Genomic DNA, 21,086 nt, shown 5'->3' with positions numbered 1-21,086 from the left:
TCTATGCGCTTGAGTCTACGAACGGTAATCCGGTTAAGTATCCTGCTTGTCTGCGTCATCAGCGGCTTTCAGGAACTGAGGGCGCAGAACCCCTTTGGAAACGTGCCCGGGATGCAAAGTCTCCAGGGTATGGGTCAGGGCGGCGGCAAGGGCGGGAAAAAAGATTCCCTGAAACACCGCACGGGTCTGGAGGATACGCTGACGCTGACGTACCGGTTCCTGGATTCCACGCACATATACAAGCTGGACACCTCCGTCGCGGATATCGACAAGTTCTACCCCGTTCCCGCGAACTATTGGACGCTGGGGAATGTCGGCACGCCGGCCAAGTCCATCATCTTTATGCCCAATATGCGGGCGGGATGGGACGCCGGTTTCCACGGGCTGGACATATACCGCCTCAGCTGGCAGAACACCCGTTTTTTCACGACGACGCGACCATATACCGAAATGAGCTACATACTGGGTAGCGCCAACGAGCAGAATATCGGCGTCCTGCACACGCAGAACATCAACCAGCACTGGAACTTCGCCTTCCAGTACCGGCTCACGGGCGGTCCGGGGCAATACAAGAGCGAGAAGTCCAACCACAACAACTACAGCCTGTATACCTGGTACGAATCGCCGCGCAAGCGGTATCACCTCTACGGTGGCTTTATCGGCAATAACCTCAAGACGGAGGAAAACGGCGGTTTCCTCAAGGACAACGAGGTGACCGATACCCTCTACAGGGGGCAGTCCCGCTTCGAGCTGCCCACCAACCTCGGGAACACCTCGGACTACCAGGGCAACATCTTCAACACGACCCTTCAGACCGGGACGCACTACAGCGACTTCCAGTTCATGCTCCGGCAGCAGTACGACCTGGGGCAACAGGACTCCGTCGTGGTCAACGATTCCACGACGTATTACCTGTTTTACCCCCGGATACGCCTCCAGCACACCATCCAGCTCAACACCTACAACTACCAGTTCGTAGACAACAACCCGGATTCGGGGACGCACTTCTACCAAAATGCCTACGGCTTTTTCAGCACCCCGCTACCGGGTTTTTACATACAGGACAAGTGGACACAGCTCGTCAACGACTTTTCGCTTTTCCAGTACCCGGTGGCCAAAAACCCGAGCCAGTACCTGACCGAAGGGATCAGCCTCGAAAACCTGAAGGGCACCTTCTTCAGCAGCATACAGGAGTTTTACAACGTCTATGGTCACGCCGAGTACCGGAACCAGACCCGGAACCGGAAATGGGACATCGACCTGAACGGGAAGTTGTACCTGGAAGGGTCGTACGCCGGCAACTATGAAGTCTACGCCAGCCTCTCCCGCAGCCTGGGGCGAAGGATCGGATACCTCCAGCTGGGTTTCCAGAACATCAACCGGACGGCGTCGTCCGTCTTTCAGACGTACAGCAGCTTCAACTTCAACCAGACCACGCAGCCGGGCAGCCTTTCCACGGAAAACAACACGCAATTGTTCGGATTCTTATCGGTTCCGTCGATCCACCTCGACGTGGGCGCCCACTACTTCCTGATGACCAATTACACCTACCTCAAGGACTATACCGGGGTGGCGCAGTATACCACCCCCTTCAACCTCCTCCAGCTGTCCGCTCAAAAGGTAACCCACCTGACCCGGCGCTGGACGTGGTACGGGGACTTTTATCTCCAACAGGTCACCGGCGACGCCCCGGTGCGCGTCCCCGTGTTCTATACCCGGGACCGGATCGCCTATTCGGGTCATTTCTTCCGGAAGCTCGACCTGGCGGCCGGGCTGGAGTTCCGCTACGCTACGGCCTTCAAAACCGACCAGTACTCCCCGCTGGAGGGACAGTTCTTTCCACAGCTGAGCACGATCGATACCGCTTACGGCCGCGGCTCCATTACATACCACAACCGGCCAAAGATCGACGCCTTTGTCCATTTCCGCATCCACACCTTCTACCTGATCGCCCGGGCGGAAAACCTGAACTCCCTGAGTCTAAGTCCCTTTGGTTTTAAGGACGTGAACCGTACCTTTGTAGGGTACGCCGATCCTGGTCTAATCATCCACTTTGGCATCCGATGGGGTTTCGTGAACTGATAAAACGCTCCGCCACTGGTTTCCTGGCCCTGGTCTACCTGATGACCACCCTGGGTACCGTCGTCAGCACCCACTACTGTATGGGGCACGTGGCCGGCGTGCGCCTGTTCCGGGCGGCCGCCGACCCCTGCGGCCCATCGGCGCATGGCTGCTGCCATACCGACGTCAAGGTATATAAGGTCGACGACGTGCACCAGGCGGGCGCCGTCACGGTGGTCACCGCCCCGGCGATCGCCGCCACGCCGCTGTTATTGCCCCCGCCGCCCGAAGCGATCGAGGCGGCGCAACCCGCTGAAGCGGTCCATGCCCCGCCGGACATCGGTAAAGTTCCCCTGTATCTTCGTCACCGTCACCTAACGATCTGAGCGCCGCCCCTCCTGAGCCGGCCGCGCCACGCCACCGTGCAACGCGCCGCGCCATAGAGCGCCGCATACCCGCGCCGCGCGCTCACACCAGAAGCGCAGCACCCGCACCGCCGCGCGCTGTTTTTCTCACATTAAACTCAGATCTATGACAAAAATTCTCGCCCTAGCCCTGGGCCTCCTCATAGCCGCGGCCGTGCATGCCGGCGGCAACGCGTCCTCCGTCCGCGCCGGGGGCACTCCCTCCTTCAGCCGCGCCGACCTCGTCGCCAGCGGTCTTACGTGTTCCATGTGCTCCAACTCGATCTACAAGGCGCTCGTAGCCCTCCCCTTTGTGGAGAAGGTCGCGCCCGACGTGGAACACTCGTCTTTTGCCATCGTTTTCAAAGGCACCCCCGATATCGACGCGCTCAAACAAGCGGTGGTCGGCGCCGGTTTCTCGGTCGACAAGCTGACCCTGACCATTTCCCTCGACCACGTACCGGTACGCAACGACGCCTACGTCACGCTCGACGGGCTGGCCTTCTACTTCGTCCACGTGACGGACGCCACGCTCAATGGGGAAACGACCCTGCGCGTGGTGGATAAGGGTTTCCTCCCGGCAAAGGTGTACAAGCAATACAGCGGCGCGGCCGCCGCCAAAGACGCCACCCGGGTCTATCACGTAACCATATGAAGAAAATGATCCTTTGGGGACTCGCGGCCATCGCCGCGAGCCCCTCCCTGCATGCCCAGGAGTTGTACGTATTTACCGAACCCGCCAGCAACATGGCCACCCGCTCCATCGGGCTCCGCCTGGACAATACCGTGTACAACAACGGCGCCTACCGCGTCTCCCCAGAGATCATGTGGGGCGCAAGCCGTCGCTGGATGGTTCACGTGGCGGGATACGCCTCGGACATGGGCCGGACCTTCGGCCCGGAGGGCGGTAGCCTGTACGCGAAATACCGGGTGTTTGCACACGACGAGGTGCACCGGCACTTCCGGGTGGCCCTGTTCGGCAAGGTCGCGTCGGTCGCCAGCCGTCCTGCCTACAAGGACGAGATCGACCTCAGCGGGACCAATACCGGCGGCCAGATGGGCGTCGTCGCTACCCAGCTCCTCCACAAGCTCGCACTGTCGGGGTCGGCTTCGTATACCCAGCGTTGGGATGGCGGACCGGCGTCGCGCCAGGCTTTTGGCTATACGGCCAGCGCCGGTCTTCTGCTGCTGCCGCGGCACTATACCAACTACCGGCAGACCAACCTGAACCTGATGTGCGAGCTGCTCGGCGCCACCGCCCTCGACAAACGGGCGGGCTATGCCGACATCGCGCCCGCGCTGCAGCTGATCTTTCACAGCATCGCGCGGCTGGACATGGGTTACCGGACGCAGGTGGCGGGAAGCATGGAGCGATGGGCGACCGGGGGACTTTTTGTGCGGCTGGAGTATAATATCCTGAACGCCTACGGGAGCCACTCCAAAGGCCGCTAGCCGCCTTCAGGATTTTGTCAGATTTACCGCGTACTTTGGCCCGATGAAACCGACCAACGGATGAAGCTGCTGATCGTCGAAGACGAGCCCGGCCTGCTGGACAGCATGACCGCCTACCTTTCGCTGGAAGACTACACCTGCGAATCGGCCATGACGTATGCGGAGGCCCTGGAAAAGATCGACCTCTACGCCTACGACTGCATCCTCCTGGACATCATGCTGCCGGGCGGGGACGGGCTTGCCCTCCTCAGGGAATTAAAGACAAACCGCAAGACCGAAGGAGTGTTGATCATCTCGGCCAAGAACAAGCTGGAAGACAAGATCACCGGGCTCCAGATGGGCGCGGACGACTACCTGGCCAAGCCGTTCCACCTGCCGGAGCTCGGCGCGCGGGTGGCGGCCATCATCCGGCGGAAGCAGTTCGGCGGCAACAACCTCCTGGAGTACCAGGAGATACAGGTGGACACGCAGGGCAGGACCGTCAAGGTGAGCGGGACGCCCGTGACCCTTACCAAAAAGGAATACGCCCTGCTCGTCTATCTCCTGTCCAACCGGAACAAGGTCATATCCAAAAGCGCCCTGGCGGAACACCTGTGGGGTGACAATATGGACATGGTGGACAACTACGACTTTATCTACACCCACGTCAAAAACCTGCGCAAAAAGCTTCTCGACGCAGGGGCCGGGGACTATCTCCAATCGGTATATGGGGTAGGATACAAATGGACGACCCCATGAAGCTGGCGGCTACCTACCAACGCTTTTACTTTGCGCTGCTGGCCGTGTTGCTGGTACTGGGATGCCTGGCCTATTACCTGACTATCCGGTACGTGCTGATCCACCAGGTAGACAACGATCTCAGGATCGAGCAGCAGGAAATACAGGACTTCGTCCGCCTGCACGACTCCTTGCCCGCACCGTCGCGGTACCGGGACCAGCGCCTGGAATGGGCGCCCCGGCCGGGTTACCGGGAACGCCGGCACTTCGTCGACGACGACGACGATCGGAGCATACAGTTCTCGATACAGGTAAAAGGGGAAGACTACGCCGTCACCATTTCCAAATCGCTGGAGGAAACCGAGGACCTGCTCTGGATCATCCTCTGGGTCACCGCCGGCTCCATCGGCGTCCTCCTGGTGGGTTTGTTCCTGGGCAACCGGTTATTGCTCAGGCGGATATGGCAGCCCTTTTACCAAACGCTCGATTATTTGCACCGGTTTAGCCTGTCCGGCCCGCGGAACGGCGGAACCGGAACGTCCAATATCGATGAGTTTGCGCTGTTGGGCCGCTCGGTGGAAGACATGACCGCCAAGATGCAACGCGACTATATGGCCCTTCAGCAGTTTACCGACCACGCGGCCCACGAGATGCAGACCCCGCTGGCGGTGATCAAGGGAAAGCTCGACCTGATGATGCAGGAGCCCGGTTCCGGCCCCCGGCAGCTGGAACAAATGCAACAGCTGCTCCAGTCGGTCAACCGCCTCAGCCGCCTGAACCAGTCCCTCCTCCTGCTCACCCGTATCGAGAACCGTCAGTTCATCGAAAAAGAGCCGGTGGCGCTCGAACCCCTGCTGGCCGAAAAGCAGGACTGGATCCGCGAGCACCGGTTGGAGGTGACCATGGATATGGAACCCGGGATGGCTAACATACACCCCTTCCTGGCCGAGAGCCTGGTCAATAACCTCGTGGGTAACGCCGTGCGGCACAACATCCCGGGGGGAAAGGTGCTCGTTACGCTGCGCCCCGGGCTGCTGAGCATCAGGAATACCGGCCGGGCGGAACCCCTCGACCCCGCCCGGTTGTTCCAGCGGTTCCAGAAACAGCACCCTTCCGAAGGGGCGGGTCTGGGACTGGCCATCGTCAAGGAGATCGCGGATATCTCGGGCATGGAGGTACGCTATGGCTATGAAGCTGGCACGCACACCTTCACGGTGACTTTTTAGGGCTGGAAAAAACACGCGCTCCCGCCCACCCACGTCTTATCCTTGTTATACCGCGTACCGATCATCTTGCCTTTGGACAAGCGGGCGAGGTTATTCGCGGGAACCGGATACGCCTCACCGTCCTTCCAGAAATACATCAGCCGGAGCTCGCACTTGGCGGGTCCGTCCGGAGTCCGTATGATATCGGCGTAAGTCTCTTTCCGCTGGAGTATCCAGTTCTCGGGGTCGGGCAGGTCTTCCAGGTCCCGGGTGGTGACGTCCAGGATGACGCCCTGACCGGCAAACGAGAACAGGGGTTTGAGGACGAACGACGAAAGGTCCGCCGGCGGCTGCTTGAGGTCCTGTACAAAAAAGGCAGGGGGTACCATCGGGTGCCGGAGCATCGGCAGCAGGAACTTGGACACGCGGTAGAACCAGTTGGGGTGTGATACCCACTCGACCTCCCAGTCGCCGGTCAGGTCGATGACGGGCCCCAGGCTGTCGCGTTGCGCCAGCAGGTCGTCCACGATGATGCGGTTGTAGATCCGGCGCACCCGGGTCTTGAGGCCGTCCCGGTAGTAAAAGAGTTGTTTGCCTTCGGGTACGAGCTCCGTGATGCACACCGGCCGTATTCCGAGGTAGTCCTCGGTGAGGTAAAAGTCGATCCGGGTCTTTTGCTCGTGCGGTTTGACTTCGAGCAGGATGACCTCCTGGGGGGGAAGCGGTCCCACGATAACGTCCTTCAACAATCGTATATACCCTTCACGGGTAAACCCGCCCAACAGGTAGTCATAGCCAGGCGGTATAGGGAATTGCGCCCGGTAGGTTTCGGGCAGGAGCACCTGGAAGGCGAAGAGGGTGGGGAAAGCCTGGAGCTCGATCAGCCTCGGCTCCGGCATACCCGACTCTCCCACGCAGACGCCAAAGTCGAAGGAAATGAAATGCGGGTGCGCCTGTTCTCCGGGAGTCCACTGCCCGGGTGGGATGGCGGCCGCGGTCCTCTCACGGAAACCGGGTTCCTTGATCAGGTCGATGATATAAGCGCAGACGTCCTCCATTTGTTCCCGGAAGGGCCGGGGGACAAATACCGGGGTTTCCGCCACGCGAAAGTCGATAGCGCCGGGATGGACGCTGTCCAGGGCGCGAAGGAATTCCTGGTATTTGCCGTCGGTGAAACCTTCGTTAAAGGCCGTGCGCGCAGACGGTATCATTTATGGGAACCTTGCGCAGGCAGTGAGGGCGGGGGAGGAGGAGCCTGTTCATACTTCACTTCGGGATGGGGGTCGCCGCGGTGACAGGTGATACAGGATACGGCTTCGCCCTTGGTCGTGTCGTCGTTGAATCGCATGTACTTCTGATTGATGTCATTGGTCATGATCATCATCTTGCGCGCGATTTCCTTTTCGGGTTTGTCGTCACTGGCGAAGTCCAGGTGGCCGGGGTTGGTCGTCGATTGCGCGTGACAGAAGCCGCACTTCACGCCCAGGGCCATCTTGAAATGGTCCATGATCATGTCGAGGCTGTCGCGGCTGATGTTCTCCGGCAACACCTTCAGGTTACGCTTGTGTTGCTGGGGCGCTCGTAGCGTGAAGGCGCTGACACAGACGGCAGTCAGAACAAGGGCGACGACGATGCCCAGGCTCTTTTTAGGAATGGTGGTTGTTTGCATGCGTTAAATTATGTTATTTCGGTGAAACCAGCTTGAAAAACGCCGGTAGCAAATGGTGATAGGTCCACATGATCTTCTCCGGGTCTTCCAGCTGCCGTGTCATGCTTTCCCACTTCGCCAGGCCGTGCTCCGCGATCACCGCCTGCCGCTTGTCCTCCATCTGCAGGTATTGGTACATTCCCGCGGCGTCGGCCTCGGGGTGGAACTGGGTGCCGATCCAGGTGGGGCTGAAACGGATACCCATCAACGCGCGTTCCAGCGGCACGTGGGGGCGTTCCTTTTCGATACATAATAACCTGGCTCCCCGGCGGGCCAGCGCTTCCATGTCCGGCCGGATGACCTGGAAGTCGCGGCTGTCCACCGCATAGAAGGGGTCGGCCATGTCGGCAAAAACGGGCTCGTCCTTACCGCCTTCGAGGACGTGGACCGGGAAAACGCCGAAGGCGGTGGACTTGCGCGGGCAGACTTCCGCCAGCTTATAATACCGGCAGACCAGCTGGAAGGAATGGCAGATAAAAAAGACCGGCGCGCGCTCCATGCCGCCGAGCCAGTCGAAATAGACCTTTTCCCAGGCGCTGCCTTCACTGTCGAGGGGCGAACCGGGACCGCCCGAGGAGATATACGCATCAAACGAGCCACTGGGTACTTCGTGCTTCAGCCGCACGTCGTATTCCCGTATGCCCAGGTCGAGCCCCCGCTCCGCCGCGAAAGTCGCCAGCAGCTCACGCAGACAGCGCATGCCCTGGTTGGGCCTGCCTTCATACATGTCCAGGATGGCGACGCGAAAGGGTTGCATGCGTGCAAACATAGGAAATTCTACCGCACGAGCCGGGCGACCTCCGCCGCGGCGCCCCAGGAGAGCGTGAATCCCGCCCCGCCATGTCCGTAGTGGTGGATGACGCGGCCGTCCCTTTCCAGGCGGACGCTGCTCCGGTACGGCCGCAGACCCGCATAGGTCCGCAGCACCCGCGTCGTATCGATCCCCGGTGCGAGCCCCGGCGCCCGCTCCAGGATGGCGGCGATGGTCGCGGGGTCGGTGGTTTCCTGCTCCTGGCCGCGCTCATAGGTACCGCCCACGACGCAGCCGTCGGCCCGGGGCACTATGTACGTGGGCGTATCGGCGTCTACGACGATCGCCCCAACCGTCTGCGGTGACAAGAGCGCGATCTGGCCGCGTATCGGTATGACCCCGGGGTCGTTACAGAGCTCCCGGCTACCCAGACCGGTGCAATTCACGAGCGTCCCTTCCAACTCGTCGAACGACCTCAATTGCTGACCGGTGTGTATGGGGACGCCCGCGGACAACAGTCGCTTCATCAGGTAGGGCAGATACACCGGCGTCTCCATCAGGGGCACCGCCACGGTCCAGCCCGCCGCGAAACCCGCGGGCAGATCGGTTAACGGGCTATACTTTTCATCGGGTACCGCCCGGAGCCACCAGCGATCGGTGGTATCTTCGCCGTCCCTCAGGTATTTTCTGAGCGGGATCATGCTGACGCCGCTCCCGGGGATACGGCTTATTTTTTCCAATTCCCGGTATGTCTCCGCGATCCATGAAAAGGTCCGTTCGTCTTCGCCTATACGATAGGGTGACCAAAAGGCCGCGGCCCGTTCGGATGTGATGTCGGGGTGTACCTTCCAGGTCCTTAGCGTAACGCGATGTCCCTCGGCTTGCAGCTTCAGGGCGGTCGTCAGTCCGATGACGCCCCCGCCCAGCACGGTAATATCCATGGAGCTGAAGTTACAACTGTTCGAGATAGTTCGTGACGTATCCCAGGGTTTGCGTTCCGGGCGAGAGGGCAATCGATACCTGTCCGCCGGAGATAGAGGCCGTTTGAGCGCCCAGGTAATAAGCCGCCCCGGTGGACGTAAGGCTTACTATCGTCGCCTGGCTGTCACCGGGCAGGCCCCGGGCGCCGAAACTGCGGGAGTTGTAGTCCCCCTGCAGCAAGGCCAATACCCGTTTGCCGGGCATCCAGCAAAATACCGCCGTGTTGGCATTGCTGAAGCCGGACGGCAGCGTTACCGTGAGCGTGTTTACGCCCCCCGACGCCGTGGAGCCGAACAGGAACCAGCCGGTGTGCAGGACGCCCGGCAATCCACCCGGTGTATTCCATTGGAGGCTGTTTTGTACGTAGTCGCCCGACCAAAGACTGTCGCCGGTGGTGAACCCAATGGTGTCTTTGGGTGTCAGGGCAGCGCCCCCCACCGTCACTTCCAGATAGACCACCGCGTCTACGCTGACCGGTGAACCCTGGACGAGGGTGCCCGCGAACTCCCGGATCAATTCCCCGGGTTTGTCGAACAAACGCGCCCGGACTATGGCGGCGCCGGTGTAGGACGAACCCTGCCCGGTAGTCCAACCCGATCCGGGGAGGATACACGAGATGCTGCCCAATAAAAGCGTATCGGTTTGGGAAAGCTGGACGGTATCGGTGGCTATGGCGTACTGTAATGTATCGCGAAGACCTGCGACAGCGGCGGATGCGGAAACCTGCTGCACCCAGGCGGTATCCGACAGCGGCGCGGGTGAGAATTGGGCGACGTCTTTTGTGCAACCCGTCAGGACGATCAGCCACGACACGATATGTAGTCGCCTGTTTTTTATCATCTGCCTAACGCATACCGCAAACCGAGCGCCAGGCCCGTGGTCACGAACCTTTCTTTATAAACGCCCACCTCCTGGTTGATGGGTCCCAGTTCGTAGCGGATATAGGGTTCCAGGCTGATCTGGATGCGGCTGGTGAGCCGGTCGCGGATGGAAAGGCTGCCGTAGAGGCTGGCTCCGATGTTTTTCTTCCAGGTGGCCGTTCCCCGGTCGGCGCCGCGGTGCAGGGCTGCGGGCTCGTTGGTCGTATCGAGGATGTCTCCTGTATACCATGCAGCCAGGTTGACAAATGTTCCGACGCTCCCGTCGAGCTGGAACTGCGGGTTGCCGATCAGCGTTCGCGAGATGATGAGTGGGATGTCGATGCCGCGGTAGGCGTTGAGGGATTGTTTCACATAGGTCCCTTTATAGGTAACCTGCGCGGTATCGCTCACCAGGACGATCTGGCCCGAGGGCTGGACCACGCTCCGGGTCGTTATCTGGTTGACGGTTTTGGTAGCCGCCGGGTTGTAGTAGTGCAGTTGCTCGTTGATCTGGAAATAATGCAAACCGGTCCGGAGCCGCCAGTTATCGCCGAACAGCGGCAGGTCGACGTTCACGCCCAGGCTGAAGCTGGGATAGGGCATCACCGCGCCCTTGGTCTGCTGTACGTATTCTTTATACTGGGTATTGGCGGCGGTGATATAGTGCGTGGCGTGGTCGGGGCCGGCGTATAGCTCGATGTAGGTATGGTTCCGGCGCTTTACGGACAGGAGAGGGCGTGCGTTACTTTTCAGGGGATCGCCCTCCGGGCTTAGCGAAAGAGCGGGGCCCAGGGGGGTATGCTTCAGGTCCGCCGCGGGCATGGCGTCGATGGCCGTGGGCGTTGCGTCGCCGGCCGGGGCGGTTGTGTTCAAGGTGATTTTCGGACCATCCACGGCCGCCGCTGTTTCCGGTGTTACGTGGGCCATCGCCGGCATGGCGTTATCCGGCGTTATCCGGCGCGCCTCCGCCATTGCCGCCCGGTGTCCGCTGATGACCGGACGCGTGTCGGGCATCCGGGGCGTCGACATGTCCCGGCTGGCCGCGGCAACCTTTGAAACATTCCCCGTATCGTGCACGAGCGGATGGATACCCCACCACGCCAGGCTCCCCGTGACCAGCAACAGCAACAGGAGCACCAACAGGTACTTGTGCCGTTCCCTGACGACATAAAAGCGGGAATCCCTCCGGATGACATCCCATAGGTGCTCCGGTGGGCGGGCTTCGGCTCCGCGAAGCATTTCCCGCACCCAGGCATCAAAAAAGGGATCGTTCACACTCATACGGCAATCGTGGTTTTATGCAAAGAGGTAATCGCCTGTTGCAACATCCGCCTGGCTTTGACCAGTTGCGAACGGGACGTGCTGTCCTTGATGTCCAGCATCCGGGCAATCTCTTCATGGCTATAACCCTCGATCACATGCAGGTTGAAGACCAAACGATAGCCTTCCGGCAGCCGGCGGATGAGGTGGAGCAGGTCCGCTTCCCCCAGCAGGCTGTACACATAAGGTTCCACACTGGGCATGTGGGGCATTTCCGGGTGGAGCTCGTCGAAACGGATGCGTTTGCGCTGGCAATACTTCAACGCCGTATTCACCATCACTTTGCGCACCCAGCCCTCGAAGGAGCCCTGGTACTTGAACTGCCCGATGTGCCGGAAAACCTTTACAAAACCGTTTTGCAAAATATCCTCAGCCTCCATCTGATCCGAGGCATATCTCAGGCAGACCATCATCATTTTGCCCGCATATTGGTCAAACAACATGCGCTGACAACGGACATCGCCATCGATGCAGCCCTGGATGATCTGGTGTTCGCTCAAAGCGAACTCAATCTACGAAATTCCTTTGAGAAATTCAGCCCTGATACCGTCCACGACCGGGTGCAGGTCATGGGTCGCCTCGTATATTGCCAGCTGCCGGTCGGCCCCGGTGCCCCCATTCAGTATCGACTGGATACGTTGGACGGCTGGTCGGCTTCCCAGGTGATCGACCACGTCATCCACGAAATCAAGGAGTTCGTAAATCAATACGCGGGTATTGACCTCCGCTTCCTTTCCGAAATCGATCAGGTTGCCGTCGATCCCATACCGGCTCGCCCGCCATTTGTTCTCGTTGACCAGGGCGCGCGGGTAGATGATGAAGTTGAGGTTCTGGGTGCGGAGCTTGTACAATTTGACGCAAACCGCCTGGATCAGCGCCGTCAGGGCGATGGTCTCCTCCACGGTCATGGGCACGTCGCAAATGCGGAATTCCACGGTGTTAAAGTAGGGGTGCACCCGCAAGTCCCACCAGATCTTCTTGGCATTGTCGATACAATTGGTCTTCACCAGCAGCTTGACGTAGTTGTCGTAGGCCTCGATGCTCTCGAAATACTCCGGGATACCCGTCCGTGGAAACTTGTCGAAAACCTTTGTTCTAAAGGACTTATAACCCGTCTGCCGCCCTTCCCAGAAGGGGGAGTTGGTGCTCAGGGCGTAAATATGGGGCAGGAAATAGCTGGCTGAATTGGCGATGTGAAGCGCCATCTCCCGGCTTTCCATCCCGACATGGACATGGAGCCCGAAGATCAGGTTGCTCCGGGCCGCTTCCTGCATCTCGTTGACGATCTCGCTGTACCGCGGGTGGTCCGTGATCAGCTGGGTCTGCCAGTGGCTGAAAGGATGCGTTCCCGCCGCCCCGACGGCAAAACCCAGGTCGCCCGCGATCTGGTGGATGGTCTTGCGCAGGGTGCTCACGTCCTTGTACGCTTCCTCGATGTCCTTGCAGATCGAGGTCCCGACTTCCACCACCGCCTGGTGCATCTCCGCCTTTACCTTGTCGGCGATTTTCTTGTGCGCCTCGTGCACGATCTTCTGGTCGTGGCTGGTCAGCTCCAGGGTCTTCGGGTCCAGGACCATGTACTCTTCTTCCACGCCGACGGTGAAAGCGCTATAATTTATCGGAGACATTGTTAGCGTAATATAAGCAAATTATTCACCGGCCGCGCCGGCCCGCGGATTTATCAAACCAGTTGCTCGCCGGTCGTGTTGCGCCGCAGGTACTCGCCCCAGGTACAGTTATCGCGCCCTTCACGCCACGCCTCCGCGCGCTCGATGGCGTACCGCGCCGAGGTTTCCACCACCCATTCGAAGTTCTCCGCCCCCACGCTCCGTGCGTCCGCATCCGGCGCGGGGTTGGCAAAATCGATGGCGTAAGGTACGCCGTCCCGGACCGCCAGCTCCACGGTGTTGAAGTCGTAGCCGAGGTAGCGGTTCAGCTTCAGCACGATCTCCTCCATCTGCTGCAGCCGTTCCGGGCTGGGCCGGAAGTCGCTTTCGTACCGCAGGTGCGCGGGGTTGCGGGGCTCGTAGGGCATGATCCGGACATACCGGCCGCCGATACAGTAACAGCGGTAATATTCGTCAAAAACGATCTCTTCCTGCAGCAACATCACCAGTTGCTCGGTTTCCCGGTGGCGTTCGAAAAACGCCGCCTGATCCTCCAGCCGGTATACGTTTCGCCACCCCCCGCCCGCAAAGGGCTTCATATAGGCCGGGAAACCCACGTACGCAAAGATGCCTTCCCAGTCCAGGGGATACGCCAGGTTGGTGAACGATTGGTGCGACGTGTCCGTGGGCAGCGCGCTCGACGGCAGTATCACCGTCTTGGGCACCGGTACCCCGATCCGGGTCGCCAGGCAGTTATTGAAGAACTTTTCGTCGGCGCTCGTCCAAAAGGGATTGTTGATGACAGCCGTCCCCGTCAGGGCCGCATTCTTGAGGAACGCCCGGTAGAACGGGACGTCGTGGGATATCCGGTCGATGATCACCGCGTACCCGGGTCCTTCGCCCTGGACGACCTTGTCGATGGAGACGGGCTCCGCCCTGATGCCTTCCGGCTTTTTTGCATTTATCCTGTCGATGACGGCGCCGGGGAAGGAGCGCTCCTGGCCGTATAGGATGCCGATTTTGCGCAGCATATGATAAGCGTCTTAGTAACTAGGTAGCAAAAGCGAAAGGTACTGCGGAAACATCTGCCGCCACAGCGGCCAATCGTGCACCGCGTGCTCCCGCACGTCCAGCCAGTGCTGGATGTGTTTCTCCCCGAGGATGCCGCTCATCGTCCGGTTGTCTCCCAGGCTTACGTCCTGCTCCCCGCATCCCAGCACGATCCCCATCTTCCACAGGTGCGGGTCGTTGTCTCCCTTGATATAGTCCATGGGGTTGTTGAAATACACGTTGTCGTCGTAGCCGCCGGAGACAAAACGCGAGATGTCGAAAATCCCGCTCATGCTAAAAACATAGCTTACGGTCTCCGGGTGCCGGAAGGCGAAGTTTACCGCGTGATAGCCGCCAAAGCTGCAACCCGCGGTGGCCACGCGCTGTACCCCCGTTTCGTTTTGGGCCGGCCGGACGATCTCTTCCAGCACCATCCGGTCGTAACAGGTCTGGTTATAAGCCCTGGCCGCGGGCGGGATGGCCTGGTTGTACCAGCTCAGGTGGTCGATCGAGTCCGGGCAATACACACGGACCTTGCCCTCGTCGATAAACCAGCGGGCCGCTTCGAGCATGCCTTCGTCCTTGTTCTGATAATACCGTCCCTGGGAAGTGGGAAAAAGTACCAGCGGCATCCCGCCGTGACCGAATACCAGCATGTTGCATTCCTGGTTGAGGTTGGGCGAGTGCCATTTCCGGTATTCTTCCTTCATAAGGTCGAATATACTACATTTGGGGTTATGAGGATAGTTGCCGCAGAGGGTACCGCTGTGCATGTGGAATCGTTTGAGTACGCGTCCGCCTTCCTGAGAAGAAGCGTACGCCTGGACTGTTACCTGCCCGACCCCGTTGAAGACCCGACCGCCCTTCGCCTCCTGTTGTTCAACGACGGACAGGACGTCGCCACCATGGGCCTCCCCGCTTTGCTGGAGACCCTAAACGGACCTCCCCTTATGTGTGTGGGTATCCACGCCGGAAAAAACCGCCTGCAGGAATACGGTACCGCCGCCCGCGCGGACTATAAAGGCCGTGGGGCCAAAGCCTTTTTATACACGCACTTTGTCGTGCAGGAGCTGCTTCCTTACCTGTCGCGCACCTATAACGTGCCCACCTTCGCCTCCTGCGCCTTCGCCGGCTTCTCGCTGGGCGGCCTGTCCGCCATGGACATAGTCTGGAACCACCCCCACCTTTTCCAAACCGCCGCCGCCTTCTCCGGCTCCTTCTGGTGGCGCTTCAAGGGCTACGACCAGGGTTACGCCGAGTCCACCGACCGCATCATGCACGCGCAGGTTTTATCCGGCCGTGGCGGAGCTTGTTCCCAACGCTTCTTTTTCGAATGCGGTACCTCGGACGAGACCGCCGACCGCAACGGCAACGGGGTGATCGACGTCATCGACGATACGCTGGACCTCATTTCGGCGCTGCGCTCGCAGGGCGTGCCGGCGTCCAACATCCGCTATCTCGAAGTCCCCGGCGGGCGGCATGATCGCGCGACCTGGGCGTCGGCGCTGCCGGAGTTTCTGCGGTGGTTGTGAGCTTTTGTACTTCTATTTGACTTCGTTGCGACGCTCTGTTCGTCGTTCTTCGTTCTATTTGGCATTTGGTTGCCCGGCGGAAGAGGCGACGCTCTTTACGCGCGTGTTTTTCTGCGAAAAAAAACGCGCGCAAAGAGCGCCGCCTCTTCCGCCTGTCGCGCCTAGGGTTGGTCCGCCGGCAGCGGACGGCGGGTGTATCGGAAACGGACATGCGGCGGCCGTGGCGGCGGCTCAAGCGGCGCGTATTCAATGATTTAGAGTGGCGGCATGTTTTTTTCTGCGGAGGGGATATGCTTTACCATTATATATATTTGGCGGTGCGGAATATGCGACGGCATAGGGTGCACACGATGGTGAACCTCGGGGGGCTTGCGGCGGGGATGACGGTGGTGATATTGATCGGGGTTTGGTTGAGGGGGGAGTGGACGTATAACCATACCTTCAGGAACCACGATAGGATCGCCAGGATCGAGACCAATGCGAATTATGACGGGACGGTCTATACCGTCGATACCCATCCGTTGCCGCTGGCGGAGGCGTTGCGTGGGACATACGGGCGGTACTTCGACAACGTCGTTGCCGCCACGGGGCTGCAGGAGCACGTGTTGGCGATCGACACTAAAAAAATTACGCTGAAGGGGCGGTTCATGGAGAGCGGGGTGGGGGATATGTTCACGCCGGAAATGGTGGCGGGGGAGAGCGGCCCGGTAACCGACCCGCACACGATCCTGTTGTCGGAAACGATGGCGGCGCGGCTTTTTGGCGAGGCCGGGGCGGCGGGGACACATGGCGCCGGGACCGGAGAGGTCGGAACCGGGGGTGCCGCCCGTGCGGCCCTCGGGGGCACGGTGCGGCTGGATAAGGACCTGCTGGTGACAATAGGCGGCGTGTACAAGGACTTTCCGGCGGGCAGCGACTTCAGCGACATGGGGTTTATCGCGCCAATGGCGCTTTACCTGGCGGGCCATGAGCAAAAGCGGTCCGATTGGTCCAGCCAGTGGGCGGAGATATACGTGCAATTGGCGCCCGGTGTGCCGGCGGCCGAGGTATCGGCAGCTATAAAGAACATCCGTCTGGACCACCCGGACGGTAAAACCGCGCAACGGAAGCCGCAGTTGTTCGTTCACACGATGGACCGGTGGCACCTCCACGGCACGTTCAGCAATGGGGCGGAGGTCGTGGGGGAGGCGCTACGGCTCGTCCGGTTGTATACCGCGATCGGTCTGCTGGTATTGCTGCTGGCTTGTGTCAATTTCATCAACCTGAGCACGGCCAGGTCGGAGAAGCGGGCAAAGGAAGTGGGCATCCGCAAAACCATTGGGTCCGGCAGGAGAAGGTTGATCCTGCAATTTTTTGGCGAGTCGGTTTTAATGGCCTTTTGCGCTACGGCCATCGCCATAACGATCACGCCGCTGATACTACCATGGTTCAGCGGACTGGCGGGGCGGCCGGTGACCTTACCCTGGAACGACATAAGGTTCTGGGCGGCGGTGCTGGCAGCCGCGACGGTCACCGGTTTGCTGGCGGGGATATATCCCGCGTTGTACCTCTCGCATTTCCAGCCGGTGAAGGTGCTAAAAGGCAGCGTCAGGACCGGCCGCCAGAACGTCCGCCGGACGCTCGTGGTGGCGCAGTTCGCGCTGTCGATCGCGCTGGCGATCGCCTCCTGCGTGATCTACCGGCAGGTGCGGTTTGCCGAGGACCGGCCCACGGGTTACGAACGGCGGGACCTGTTGACGGTCCCGTTGGAGAACCCAGATGTCGCGCCACTGTCACACGCGCTCATGGAAACGGGCGTGGTGAAAGGCGTCGCCGCGTCTTCCAGCCCGCTCACGAGCATCTGGTCCACGAGTACCGATTGGACGTGGCCCGGTCAGACGTCATCCCCGGAATTGGCGGCTATCGGCGTGACGCCGGACTATGGCCGGACGATCGGCTGGCAGATAAAAGCGGGTCGCGATTTTGCCCGTGAGGAACAGGGCATCCTCCTCAATGAATCGGCGGTAAAACGCATGGGGCTGCTCCACCCGGTAGGTACGGTCATCCGCCATGACGGCAAAACCTACACCATCCTGGGCGTCGTAGGGGACATGGTGATGGAGTCGCCGTTCCAGGAAGCGTACCCGACCGTCTATCTTCCGGCGACGGAACTGTATGCAACCCTTATAAAAATCATACCCGGCAACAACGTGCTCCAACGCATCGACGAGGCGCTGGCGCGCGTCTACCCGGGCGCGCCGCTCGACGTGCGTTTTGCCGACGAGGTTTATGCCGCCAAATTCGCTGCTGAAGCACACTTGCGCGATATGGTCTCGGCCTTTGCCGGGCTGGCGCTGTTTATTTCCTGTCTGGGGTTGTTTGGCCTGGCGCTCTTTATGACGGAACAACGCACAAAGGAGATCGGCGTCCGGAAGGTACTGGGCGCTTCGGCCTGGACGATCGGTGGGTCGCTTGCCGGTGATTTTGCAAAACCGGTCGGGCTGGCCTTCCTCGTGGCGGCGCCTATGGCATACTACGTGATGCACCGCTGGCTGGAGCAATATACCTACCGCGCGACGCTGCCGTGGTGGATATTCGCGGGGACGGGAGCGGCCGCCATCCTGCTCAGCCTGCTGACGGTGAGCATGCAGGCGATACGCGCGGCGTCGAAACGACCCGTCGACAGCCTGAGGAGCGAGTAGCGCCGCGCTATGCCGAGTTGCGGCCCGCGTTGATGATCCCGAACGAGCAGCGGATCACGAGCTTTTCGAATTCTTCCCGGAGCGCCGCCGGCGCCTTGCCTTCGTCCATTTCCCGGATGCGCGCCATGGCGTATTGCTGGATGGTGGTGAGGGGAAGGACGATGCGCTCGCGCATCTGGATGGAGAGTTGCTCCACGGGATAGTCGGACATCAGCTCCCTTTTGCCGGACAGCTTGAAAACAAAGCTGCGCGTCCGTTCGTACTCCTCATAGACCTTGTTCCAAACCTCCCCATACGTGGGGTGATTGGACAGGTAGGCGGTGAGCGGGAAGTTGGACTTCAGCATCGCCATCTCGCAGTTATCGATCAACGTCTTGAAAAAAGGCGAGTGCTGGTAGAGATGACGCACCTCGTTCCAGCGGCCGGCCTTTTCGAGGGTCTCGAGCGCGTAGCCGACGCCGTAATAACCGGTGACGTTTTGTTTCATCTGGCTCCAGCTGGCGACATAGGGAATGGCGCGGAGGTCGGAGAGGCTCAGGCGTTTGCCGCCCGAGCGTTTGGCGGGGCGGCTGCCGATATTGGTTTCACTGTACCAGCGAAGCGGGCTGGCGTGGGCGAGATAGTCTAGGAAAGCGGGGTGTTCCTTGAGGTCCTTATAGGCCTGGTAACCGGCTTCCGCCAGCTGCTGGCAAATGTCTTCCTCTTCCGCGGTCAGCGTGCCTTCCTTCGGGTAGAGGAGGTCGTTGTACATACCCGCATGGAGGAGCTGTTCGAGGTTGAACTGGGCCGAATCGACGGTGCCGAAATTGGAGCTGACGGTCTGGCCCTGTATGGTGAGCTGGATCTCCTCGTTGGATATGTTCTTCCCCATCGACGCATAGAATTTATGGGTCTTGCCGCCGCCGCGCGCGGGAGGACCGCCGCGGCCGTCGAAAAAGAGCACCTCGATGCCGTACTGGCGGGACAGGGCGGTCAGGGATTCCTTGGCCTTGTATATACTCCAGTTGGCCATGAGATAGCCACCGTCCTTGGTGCCGTCGGAAAAACCGAGCATAATCGTCTGCCGCTGGCCGCGCTGGCGGAGGTGGCGGCCGTAGGCCGGGTGCTTGTACAGGGTCTCCATCACCGAAGCGGCGTGTCCGAGGTCGTCGATCGTCTCGAACAAGGGCACGATGTCGATGGGCAGGGCCTTGGTGTCCCAGCCGCTCAGCGCGAAGAGGCCATATACCGCCATGACGTCCAGCACGCCGGTACACTGGCTGATGACGTACCGCGAGCAACCCGCGACGCCGTTCTTTTCCTGGATGGTGCGGATGGCGTGGATCGTGTCCAGCGTGTCCCGGACGATCCCGTCGTATTTTTCCGGTTGCGCCGCGGTCGACACGGAAGACAAAATCGAAATGCGCTCTTCCGCGGGAAGGCTATCGAAGTCCGACGGCAGGCCGTCTTCCGCGGCGGCGATCGCCGACAGCACCTGGTGGTGTACGCCGTTGTCCTGCCGGATGTCCAAAGCGGCAAAGTAAAACCCGAACACGGTCACCTTCCCGATCAATTGGTCGACCAGGTTTAAGAACAAACCGTTGTGCTGGTGTATTAAAATATTGCGAACCTGCTCCAGCGTCTGGAGCACTTCGGCGGGCGTAAGCGTCGAAGGCTTGTCCGGCTGGAAGATGGGGTCGTAGAATTTCTTTTCCAGGTCGTTGAGCAATATGTCTATGCCTTTAAAGGTCAACCGCCTTTTGAGCTTGCGGACCTCGAGGTAATAGTTCTTCAGGGCGCTGGTGCGGAGCGCCTCGGCTACCTTCAGCGTCGTATCGGACGTGACGAAGGGATTCCCATCCCGGTCTCCTCCGGGCCAGAACCCCAGCTGGATGACGGGGTGTTTGGGGGTGACGGCTTCGGGGAAGTTCGACTTCAGCGCGGTGACGATGTTGCCCACCGCCGGGTAAAAAACATTGACCAGGTACCAGATGAGGCTGACGGCCTCGTCGTATGGAGTGGGTTTTTGTTTTTTGAAAAACGGCGTCTTGCCCAGCTGCTGGAGGTACAAATTGATATTGCTGACGTCGTCGGCGGCGATGGCTTTGCCGAGGTCGTTTATGATCCCCAGCACGGAGCCCGGGTAAAATTGCGTGGGGTGAGCGGTCAGTACGATGCGCACCGCAAAGTCCTCGAGCTTTTTCGCGAACGCCCGTTCGCGGCCTGCCTGGGCAACACCCGTTAGCAGTTGTTTGAGGGTGCCGGGTCCGTTGAGGTCGTTCACTTTCCGGAAGGCGCTGTCCTCCAGGGAATCGAACAGGACCACCTGGCGCTCCGTATACTGGATAAAACGGAACAACAGGTCGATCCGCTCCCGGTCACTATTGTAGCCGGTATGCTGTTCGAAGAATTCACGGATGATGTCTATGGGGCTTGCGTTCTTTTTATACCCGTCTTCACAGTTTGTCAGCAATAACGAAAGGAGGATGCCTGTTTTCTCGATGCGATGGAAGGGGAGGGAAGTAAAAAGGCTGTTGTATAGCTGAAACTTGAGCGCTACCTGGTTCTTGAATTCCTGTAGACTCTGTGCACCTGATATATCCATACCGTAAAAGTAGACTAAATAAAATTTGTGGAAAATGATTTTTTAGTAACTTGCTGTCTCTAATGGTACACATTTCTATCATTACCTGCTCCACGATTACAACCCTGTAAAGGGTTGCGCACTACCATATTATCCCCTGGGTTTTTACTACACTTCCTTTATCATTCTTTATT

General features: G+C 59.9%; 19 protein-coding genes. 8 read left to right on the top strand and 11 right to left on the bottom strand.

Annotation, left to right across the window (positions count from 1 at the left end):
• Nucleotides 1–3 precede the first annotated feature (3 nt).
• The 6 genes from VL547_RS05895 (at nucleotide 4) to VL547_RS05870 (ending at nucleotide 5,860) form a co-directional block, all read left to right on the top strand.
• Complete coding sequence (locus tag VL547_RS05895; RefSeq protein WP_325576219.1) at nucleotides 4–2,082, top strand: putative porin; 2,079 nt, start codon at nucleotides 4–6, stop codon at nucleotides 2,080–2,082.
• On the top strand, nucleotides 2,064–2,447 hold the full coding sequence (locus tag VL547_RS05890; RefSeq protein ID WP_325576217.1) for an HYC_CC_PP family protein: 384 nt from the start codon (nucleotides 2,064–2,066) through the stop codon (nucleotides 2,445–2,447). Before VL547_RS05895 ends, VL547_RS05890 begins: the two co-directional genes overlap by 19 nt.
• A 145-nt stretch (nucleotides 2,448–2,592) precedes the next feature.
• Nucleotides 2,593–3,120, top strand: coding sequence for a heavy-metal-associated domain-containing protein (locus VL547_RS05885; RefSeq protein ID WP_325576215.1), 528 nt, complete (start codon nucleotides 2,593–2,595; stop codon nucleotides 3,118–3,120).
• Entirely contained in the window at nucleotides 3,117–3,917 is an 801-nt protein-coding gene (locus VL547_RS05880) for a hypothetical protein (RefSeq protein WP_325576213.1), read from the top strand. The genes VL547_RS05885 and VL547_RS05880 overlap by 4 nt, the downstream gene beginning before the upstream one ends.
• 60 nt (nucleotides 3,918–3,977) lie before the next feature.
• Nucleotides 3,978–4,655 carry a response regulator transcription factor gene (locus VL547_RS05875; protein ID WP_325576211.1) on the top strand — a complete coding sequence of 226 codons (678 nt, stop codon included), beginning with the start codon at nucleotides 3,978–3,980 and terminating at the stop codon, nucleotides 4,653–4,655.
• Complete coding sequence (locus VL547_RS05870) at nucleotides 4,640–5,860, top strand: HAMP domain-containing sensor histidine kinase (RefSeq protein WP_325576209.1); 1,221 nt, start codon at nucleotides 4,640–4,642, stop codon at nucleotides 5,858–5,860. The genes VL547_RS05875 and VL547_RS05870 overlap by 16 nt, the downstream gene beginning before the upstream one ends.
• Here the strand turns inward: VL547_RS05870 and VL547_RS05865 are convergent.
• From VL547_RS05865 to VL547_RS05820, 10 genes are read right to left on the bottom strand one after another with little or no spacing between them, the layout of a single operon-like run.
• Nucleotides 5,857–7,050 (bottom strand): hypothetical protein, encoded by a 1,194-nt coding sequence (locus tag VL547_RS05865; protein WP_325576207.1) that lies wholly within the window; start codon nucleotides 7,048–7,050, stop codon nucleotides 5,857–5,859. The two genes, VL547_RS05870 and VL547_RS05865, sit on opposite strands and share 4 nt — an antisense overlap.
• A complete protein-coding gene (locus tag VL547_RS05860) occupies nucleotides 7,047–7,508 on the bottom strand; it encodes a c-type cytochrome (RefSeq protein WP_325576205.1) in 462 nt (153 codons plus the stop codon). The genes VL547_RS05865 and VL547_RS05860 overlap by 4 nt, the downstream gene beginning before the upstream one ends.
• Nucleotides 7,509–7,521: 13 nt before the next feature.
• Complete coding sequence (locus tag VL547_RS05855) at nucleotides 7,522–8,304, bottom strand: type 1 glutamine amidotransferase (protein ID WP_325576203.1); 783 nt, start codon at nucleotides 8,302–8,304, stop codon at nucleotides 7,522–7,524.
• Nucleotides 8,305–8,324: 20 nt separating this feature from the next.
• Complete coding sequence (locus VL547_RS05850; RefSeq protein ID WP_325576201.1) at nucleotides 8,325–9,239, bottom strand: FAD-dependent oxidoreductase; 915 nt, start codon at nucleotides 9,237–9,239, stop codon at nucleotides 8,325–8,327.
• A 10-nt stretch (nucleotides 9,240–9,249) separates the two neighbouring features.
• Nucleotides 9,250–10,092 carry a hypothetical protein gene (locus VL547_RS05845; protein WP_325576199.1) on the bottom strand — a complete coding sequence of 281 codons (843 nt, stop codon included), beginning with the start codon at nucleotides 10,090–10,092 and terminating at the stop codon, nucleotides 9,250–9,252.
• Nucleotides 10,093–10,115: 23 nt separating this feature from the next.
• Nucleotides 10,116–11,420 carry a hypothetical protein gene (locus tag VL547_RS05840; protein ID WP_325576197.1) on the bottom strand — a complete coding sequence of 435 codons (1,305 nt, stop codon included), beginning with the start codon at nucleotides 11,418–11,420 and terminating at the stop codon, nucleotides 10,116–10,118.
• Nucleotides 11,417–11,959: a sigma-70 family RNA polymerase sigma factor gene (locus tag VL547_RS05835; protein WP_325576195.1), complete on the bottom strand. Its 543-nt coding sequence runs from the start codon at nucleotides 11,957–11,959 to the stop codon at nucleotides 11,417–11,419. Before VL547_RS05835 ends, VL547_RS05840 begins: the two co-directional genes overlap by 4 nt.
• 12 nt (nucleotides 11,960–11,971) lie before the next feature.
• Entirely contained in the window at nucleotides 11,972–13,087 is a 1,116-nt protein-coding gene (locus VL547_RS05830) for a carboxylate-amine ligase (protein ID WP_325576193.1), read from the bottom strand.
• Between the two features lie 53 nt (nucleotides 13,088–13,140).
• Nucleotides 13,141–14,097 (bottom strand): hypothetical protein, encoded by a 957-nt coding sequence (locus tag VL547_RS05825; RefSeq protein WP_325576191.1) that lies wholly within the window; start codon nucleotides 14,095–14,097, stop codon nucleotides 13,141–13,143.
• A 12-nt stretch (nucleotides 14,098–14,109) separates the two neighbouring features.
• On the bottom strand, nucleotides 14,110–14,826 hold the full coding sequence (locus VL547_RS05820; protein WP_325576189.1) for an esterase family protein: 717 nt from the start codon (nucleotides 14,824–14,826) through the stop codon (nucleotides 14,110–14,112).
• A 27-nt stretch (nucleotides 14,827–14,853) separates the two neighbouring features.
• Here VL547_RS05820 and VL547_RS05815 point away from each other — a divergent pair, with 27 nt between their 5' ends.
• Entirely contained in the window at nucleotides 14,854–15,648 is a 795-nt protein-coding gene (locus tag VL547_RS05815) for an alpha/beta hydrolase (protein ID WP_325576187.1), read from the top strand.
• A 326-nt stretch (nucleotides 15,649–15,974) separates the two neighbouring features.
• Entirely contained in the window at nucleotides 15,975–18,329 is a 2,355-nt protein-coding gene (locus VL547_RS05810) for an ABC transporter permease (RefSeq protein ID WP_325576185.1), read from the top strand.
• Nucleotides 18,330–18,336: 7 nt separating this feature from the next.
• Here VL547_RS05810 and VL547_RS05805 read toward each other — a convergent pair whose 3' ends face one another.
• Nucleotides 18,337–20,913, bottom strand: coding sequence for a phosphoenolpyruvate carboxylase (locus tag VL547_RS05805; protein WP_325576183.1), 2,577 nt, complete (start codon nucleotides 20,911–20,913; stop codon nucleotides 18,337–18,339).
• Nucleotides 20,914–21,086 lie beyond the last annotated feature (173 nt).

Source organism: Dinghuibacter sp., assembly GCF_035492835.1.
Classification (GTDB): Bacteria; Bacteroidota; Bacteroidia; order Chitinophagales; family Chitinophagaceae; genus Dinghuibacter.
This window is presented reverse-complemented; position numbering and strand designations above follow the sequence as displayed.

What these genes read in the sequence shown, in the direction of transcription:
- VL547_RS05895 (WP_325576219.1), top strand. Translation starts at nt 4, where the DNA reads ATGCGCTTGAGTCTACGAACGGTAATCCGGTTAAGTATCCTGCTTGTC.
- VL547_RS05890 (WP_325576217.1), top strand. Translation starts at nt 2,064, where the DNA reads ATGGGGTTTCGTGAACTGATAAAACGCTCCGCCACTGGTTTCCTGGCC.
- VL547_RS05885 (WP_325576215.1), top strand. Translation starts at nt 2,593, where the DNA reads ATGACAAAAATTCTCGCCCTAGCCCTGGGCCTCCTCATAGCCGCGGCC.
- VL547_RS05880 (WP_325576213.1), top strand. Translation starts at nt 3,117, where the DNA reads ATGAAGAAAATGATCCTTTGGGGACTCGCGGCCATCGCCGCGAGCCCC.
- VL547_RS05875 (WP_325576211.1), top strand. Translation starts at nt 3,978, where the DNA reads ATGAAGCTGCTGATCGTCGAAGACGAGCCCGGCCTGCTGGACAGCATG.
- VL547_RS05870 (WP_325576209.1), top strand. Translation starts at nt 4,640, where the DNA reads ATGGACGACCCCATGAAGCTGGCGGCTACCTACCAACGCTTTTACTTT.
- VL547_RS05865 (WP_325576207.1), bottom strand. Translation starts at nt 7,050, where the DNA reads ATGATACCGTCTGCGCGCACGGCCTTTAACGAAGGTTTCACCGACGGC.
- VL547_RS05860 (WP_325576205.1), bottom strand. Translation starts at nt 7,508, where the DNA reads ATGCAAACAACCACCATTCCTAAAAAGAGCCTGGGCATCGTCGTCGCC.
- VL547_RS05855 (WP_325576203.1), bottom strand. Translation starts at nt 8,304, where the DNA reads ATGCAACCCTTTCGCGTCGCCATCCTGGACATGTATGAAGGCAGGCCC.
- VL547_RS05850 (WP_325576201.1), bottom strand. Translation starts at nt 9,239, where the DNA reads ATGGATATTACCGTGCTGGGCGGGGGCGTCATCGGACTGACGACCGCC.
- VL547_RS05840 (WP_325576197.1), bottom strand. Translation starts at nt 11,420, where the DNA reads ATGAGTGTGAACGATCCCTTTTTTGATGCCTGGGTGCGGGAAATGCTT.
- VL547_RS05830 (WP_325576193.1), bottom strand. Translation starts at nt 13,087, where the DNA reads ATGTCTCCGATAAATTATAGCGCTTTCACCGTCGGCGTGGAAGAAGAG.
- VL547_RS05825 (WP_325576191.1), bottom strand. Translation starts at nt 14,097, where the DNA reads ATGCTGCGCAAAATCGGCATCCTATACGGCCAGGAGCGCTCCTTCCCC.
- VL547_RS05820 (WP_325576189.1), bottom strand. Translation starts at nt 14,826, where the DNA reads ATGAAGGAAGAATACCGGAAATGGCACTCGCCCAACCTCAACCAGGAA.
- VL547_RS05815 (WP_325576187.1), top strand. Translation starts at nt 14,854, where the DNA reads ATGAGGATAGTTGCCGCAGAGGGTACCGCTGTGCATGTGGAATCGTTT.
- VL547_RS05810 (WP_325576185.1), top strand. Translation starts at nt 15,975, where the DNA reads ATGCGACGGCATAGGGTGCACACGATGGTGAACCTCGGGGGGCTTGCG.
- VL547_RS05805 (WP_325576183.1), bottom strand. Translation starts at nt 20,913, where the DNA reads ATGGATATATCAGGTGCACAGAGTCTACAGGAATTCAAGAACCAGGTA.